7 protein-coding genes are annotated in these 5,232 nt (G+C 67.5%); 6 read left to right on the forward strand and 1 reads right to left on the reverse strand.

Annotation, left to right across the window (positions count from 1 at the left end; genetic code table 11):
* From AC1VAN_RS10325 to AC1VAN_RS10345, 5 genes are all read left to right on the forward strand, one after another.
* Positions 1 to 188: aldo/keto reductase (locus AC1VAN_RS10325; protein ID WP_480985749.1), on the forward strand; the 188-nt coding region annotated here is incomplete at its 5' end.
* 13 nt (positions 189 to 201) lie between these two features.
* Positions 202 to 1,131, forward strand: a complete 930-nt coding sequence (locus AC1VAN_RS10330) for a TIGR03571 family LLM class oxidoreductase (protein ID WP_442251787.1) — start codon at positions 202 to 204, stop codon at positions 1,129 to 1,131.
* 19 nt (positions 1,132 to 1,150) lie between these two features.
* A complete protein-coding gene (locus AC1VAN_RS10335; protein WP_312963627.1) occupies positions 1,151 to 2,089 on the forward strand; it encodes a cyclase family protein in 939 nt (312 codons plus the stop codon).
* Complete coding sequence (locus AC1VAN_RS10340; protein ID WP_248150006.1) at positions 2,086 to 2,415, forward strand: MoaF-related domain-containing protein; 330 nt, start codon at positions 2,086 to 2,088, stop codon at positions 2,413 to 2,415. The genes AC1VAN_RS10335 and AC1VAN_RS10340 overlap by 4 nt, the downstream gene beginning before the upstream one ends.
* 24 nt (positions 2,416 to 2,439) lie before the next feature.
* On the forward strand, positions 2,440 to 3,441 hold the full coding sequence (locus AC1VAN_RS10345; protein WP_442251786.1) for an aldo/keto reductase: 1,002 nt from the start codon (positions 2,440 to 2,442) through the stop codon (positions 3,439 to 3,441).
* A gap of 14 nt (positions 3,442 to 3,455) precedes the next feature.
* Here AC1VAN_RS10345 and AC1VAN_RS10350 read toward each other — a convergent pair whose 3' ends face one another.
* Positions 3,456 to 4,349 carry a LysR family transcriptional regulator gene (locus AC1VAN_RS10350; RefSeq protein WP_480985750.1) on the reverse strand — a complete coding sequence of 298 codons (894 nt, stop codon included), beginning with the start codon at positions 4,347 to 4,349 and terminating at the stop codon, positions 3,456 to 3,458.
* A 106-nt stretch (positions 4,350 to 4,455) separates the two neighbouring features.
* On the opposite strand from AC1VAN_RS10350, the gene AC1VAN_RS10355 reads away from it, so the two are divergent.
* Positions 4,456 to 5,199: an SDR family oxidoreductase gene (locus AC1VAN_RS10355; RefSeq protein ID WP_442251785.1), complete on the forward strand. Its 744-nt coding sequence runs from the start codon at positions 4,456 to 4,458 to the stop codon at positions 5,197 to 5,199.
* Positions 5,200 to 5,232 lie beyond the last annotated feature (33 nt).

The following is a 5,232-nucleotide window of genomic DNA, read 5'->3' on the forward strand; positions in this document are numbered from 1 at the left end:
TCGCACTGGCCTGGGCGCTGCAGCTGGGTTACGCCGTCATTCCTTCCTCGACCAAGCGCGAAAACCTGGCCAGCAACCTGCTTGCCCGCGAGCTGCAGCTGGATGCCGAAGACATGGCTGCGATCGCCGCACTTGAACGCAACGGCCGCGAAGTCGACCCGCCGGGCCTGGCGCCTGCCTGGGACTGAGGAGCACGCGCTGATGGCTACTGCGTTGACACGACTGCAGGCGGGCGGCTTCAGCATTGGCATTGAAGCGCCGCTGGACAACGACTGGACGCCGCTGGGCGAACAGGCACGACGCATTGCGCGCCGCCTGCCGGGCGAACCGGACCTGCAGCAGCACGCCGACCTTGCCAGGCTGGCCGACCGCCTCGGCTTCCGTGCGCTGTGGGTGCGCGACGTGCCGGTGTACGACCCGGCATTCGGCGATGCCGCGCAGGTGTTCGAAGTGTTCACCTATCTCGGCTACCTGGCCGGCATCACCGAAGAGATCCTGTTGGGGACCGGCGCGGTGGTGCTGCCGATCCGCGAACCTCTGCTGACGTTGAAGTCGGCACGCAGCGTACAGCAGCTCAGTGGCGATCGCCTGCTGCTGGGCGTTGCCAGCGGCGACCGGCCGGTGGAGTACCCGCTGTTCGGCCGCGACTTCGACACCCGTGGCACGCGCTTCCGCGAGCAGATCGGGCTGCTGCGCGAAGGCACCGCTGCACGGCTGCCGCAGGGGTTGGAAGTACTGCCTGCCGATGGTCGGGCGCTGCCGCTGCTGGTGGCCGGCCTGGCGCAGCAGCAGCCGGCCTGGATCGGCGCACATATGGACGGCTGCCTGGCTTACCCCGGCACGCCCCAGGAACATGCCCACCGCGTGGCGGCGTGGCGCGCGGTAGCCGGCAACAAACCCTATGCAAGCTTCATCCACCTGGATCTGCTGGAACGGGCCGACGCACCGCTGCAGCGTTGGCGCTTCGGCCTGCGCGGCGGCCGCAATGCGCTGCTGGCCGAACTGCAGGCGATGCAGGCCGCCGGCGTCGATCACATCGGCCTGCACTTCCGCCGCAACGAACGGCCTTTGGCCGACACCTTCCACGAAATCGCCGAGTACGTGCTGCCGCAGTTCGCGGCGCATGCGTGACCGGCACTGGAGCCCCGCAATGAACATCACCTCCCTGGCCCTGCTTGCACTGGCCTCGCTCCCGCTGCCCTCCGCCGCTCTCGCTGCGGACTGGTATCCCTCGGCATACGGCGCCAACGATGAGATCGGCGCGGCCAACCTGCTCACCGCCGATGTGGTCAAGCAGGCGGTGTCGCTGGTGAAGACCGGCAAGACGTATCCGCTGGCGGTACCGGTGGACAAGAACCTGCCCGCCTTTCGCCATCGCAGCTTCCGCCTGTACAACGTGCAGGTCGGGCAACAGGCCGGCAAGTCATTGGGCCCGAACAGATTCACCTTCAACGATGAACTGGTGAACGCCTGGACCGGTGTCGGCACCCAGCTCAACGGCATTGGTCACATCGGCATCGACAACGTCTACTACAACGGCAACAAGGCCGCCGACTTCGTCAGCGTCGATGGCGTGCGCAGGCTGGGCGTGGAGAAGGTGCCGCCGCTGGTCACACGCGGCGTGGTGCTGGACATGACCGCGTACTACGGCAAGGCCATCGTGCCCGGCGGCACCGAGTTCAGCGTCGCCGACATCCAGGCCGTGCTGAAGCAGCAGCACCTGACCCTGCGCAAGGGCGATGTGGTGCTGTTCAACACCGGCTGGCTGGAGCTGATCGGCAAGGACAACGCGCAGTTCCTGGAGGTCGAGCCGGGCATCGGCATGGACGCGGCGAAGTGGCTGGCCGACCAGGGCATCGTCGCCTTCGGCGGTGACACCTGGGCCTCGGAGGTCTACCCCAATCCGCACGGCGCCGACGAGTTCCCGGTGAACCAGTACATGCTGGCCAAGCGCGGCATCTACAACCTGGAACTGATCGACAGCCGCGCGCTGGTGCGCGACAAGGCGTGGGAATTCCTGTTCGTGCTCGGCCAGCCGCTGTACGTCGGCTCCACCCAGGTCAACATCAACCCGGTGGCGATCCGATGAGCGACGCCCCGCCGATGTTTGCCGGTCGCCGGTTCCGGGTCAGCTATGACGGCCTGGCCGCCGACAACCGCTACAGCGCTGATGGCCATCGCGTGCACTACGCCATCGTCTCCGGTATCTATGCCGGTGCCCACGGCGAAGCCAGCTGCGAGTGGCGGCAGGTTGCCGAGGGCATCTATGCCATTTCCTGGCAGGAAGCCGACGGTGCCACCGTGGTGCACGTCGATGACTTCCTGCACGGCCATTCGCTGGCGTGGTTCACCGCCACCGACGGCCGCTTCCACCGCATGCAGGGCACGCTGCAGGCGCTGCCCCCGCACGACTGAATGTCCCTTCCCCACGAGATTCCCATGCGACTTTCCATTCCCTCGCCCATCGGCTTCGGCACCGCACCGTTGGGCAACATGTACCGCAACATTCCCCAGCAGGAGGCGCTGGATACCGTCGAGGCAGCCTGGCAGCAGGGCATCCGCTACTTCGACGCCGCACCGATGTACGGCGCTGGCCTGGCCGAACTGCGCCTGGGCGAGGCCCTGCAGCATCACGACCGTGATGCCTATGTACTGAGCAGCAAGGTCGGCCGCCGTGTGCTGGACGAGGTGGAAGACACCACCCGGCGTGACCTTGGTGAGAAAGGTGGCCTGTTCGAGCATGGCCTGCCCAACCGCATCGTCTACGACTACAGCGCTGACGGCACCCTGCGCGCGATCGAGGAGAGCCTGCAGCGCCTGCGTACCGATCGCCTGGACATCGTCTGGATCCATGATCCGGCGCGTGACTTCCATGGCGATGCCTGGAAGGAGGTCTTCCAGCAGGCGATGGACGGCGCCGCCGTGGCGCTCACCCGCCTGCGTGAGGAAGGTGTCATCAGGGCCTGGGGCCTGGGCGTCAACCGCGTGCAGCCCTGCGAGATGGCGCTGCAGCAGGCCGACCCGGATGGCTTCCTGATTGCCGGGCGCTACACCCTGCTCGACCACGAAGAGGCCCTGCAGCGGTTGATGCCGGACAGCGTTGCACGTGGCGTCGGCATCGTGGTCGGCGGGCCGTACAACTCCGGCATCCTTGCCGGCGGCGCGCATTACGAATACCAGACCGCCACGCCAGAGGTGCTGGCCCGCGTGCAGGCATTGCGCGACGTTGCGGCAGAACACCAGGTGGACCTGCGCGCCGCCGCGCTGCAGTTCTCGCTGGCGCACCCGGCAGTGGCAGCGGCGATTCCCGGTGCAAGCCGTCCCGAGCGCATCGCCGAGAACCTGGCGTTGGCCGGGGCGACGATTCCCACCGCGTTCTGGCAGGCATTGCGCGACCGCCAGCTGGTGTCATCGCACGCGCCGCTGCCCGGCCTGGGTTGACCGATAGGTCGGCGTCAGCCTGCGTGCTCGAACACAGCCGCCACCCAGTCGATGAACACCCGCAGCCGCGGCGATGGCGTACGGTTGCGCGGATAGACCAGGCTGACCGGGCTCGGTGTGGGTGGCATCCCGGGCAACAGCTCCAGCAACTGCCCGCGCGCGATGTAAGGGTCCATCCGGTAGCGCGGTGCCTGGATGATGCCCAACCCGGCCAACGCGGCACCGAGGAAGGCGTCGGCACCGGACACCCGCACGCGTGCCGGCAGCGGCACGTGGCGAACCTGCCCGCCCTGCTGGAACTCCAGCGGAATGAGCTGGCCGGTGGCGCTGGAACGGTAGCCGACCATCTGGTGTCCCGCCGCCAGCGACGCGATGTTTTCCGGCCGCCCGTGTGACTTCACGTAGGCGGGCGACGCCACCGTGACCTCGCGCAGCAACGCCAGGCGCCGTGCGGCCAGATCGCTGTCGGCCAGGGTGCCCACGCGGATGGCCCCATCCACCCCCTCGCGCAGCAGGTCGACATAGCGGTCGCCCTCGCTGACCTCCAGTTCGATGTCCGGGTACCGCTGCAGGAAATCCGGCAGATGCGGAAACAACAGGTGGCGCCCCAGCGTACCGTGCACCTCGATGCGCAGCGGCCCGCGTGGCGGCACGTCACGGAACGCGGCTTCGGCATCGTCCATGTCCGCGATCAGGCGCAGACAGCGGCCGTAGAAGGCCTCGCCTTCCAGCGTCGGCACCACCACGCGCGTAGTCCGATGCAGCAGGCGCACGCCCAGACGCTGCTCCAGTGCTTTGATCGCGTCGGTCACCGTGGCCCGCGGCAGCCCCAGGTCTTCGGCGGCACGGCTGAAGCTGTGGCGTTCGACGATCCGCACGAACGCACGCAGGGCGGTGAATCTGTCCATTGTTCGGGCGGCCGGATGATGTTTCCGGATTATCCATGATTATCCGCGACGGCGGAGAGACCAAGATGGCCGTGCGCCATGCCGGCGCGCACTTCTGGAATCTGCCATGACCTCCTCTGCTTCCCGCTCTGTCGCCCTGGTCACCGGGGGCTCCCGTGGCATCGGCGCTGCCATCTCGCGCCGGCTGGCCGCCGACGGCCATGCCGTGGTGATCAACTATGCCGGCCGCCGTAATGAGGCCGAAGCACTGGCTGCCGAACTGACCGCCAGCGGAGGGCATGCCATCGCCCTGCAGGCCGATGTCGCCGAACCGCAGGCCGTGCACGCGCTGTTCGACGCCATCGAGGCACGCTTCGGTGGCATCGATGTGGTGGTCAACAGTGCCGGCGTGCTGCAGTTGGCCGCACTGGCCGACAGCGATGATGCCCTGTTCGACCGTGTGATCGGCATCAACCTCAAGGGTGCATTCAATGTGCTGCGCGAGGCCGCGCGGCGCGTGCGCGACGGTGGTCGCATCGTCACCCTGTCCACCAGCGTGGTTGGCATCAAGCTGGAAAACTACAGCGTGTATGCCGCCAGCAAGGCCGCGGTGGAGACCATGGGCGCGATTCTCAGCAAGGAACTGCGTGGGCGCGGCATCACCGTGAACGCGGTGGCGCCCGGGCCGACCGCCACCGATCTGTTCCTGGACGGGAAGTCGCCGGAACTGATTGATCGGCTGGCGAAGATGAATCCGTTGGAGCGGCTGGGTACGCCGGAAGACATCGCCGGCGCGGTGGCGTTCCTGGCCGGTGCCGATGGCGGCTGGATCAATGGCCAGGTGCTGCGGGCCAATGGTGGGATGGTGTAGCGGCGTGCCAACCAAGGTTGGCATCTACCAGAT

It is taken from the genome of Stenotrophomonas sp. 05L44_2, assembly GCF_056665995.1.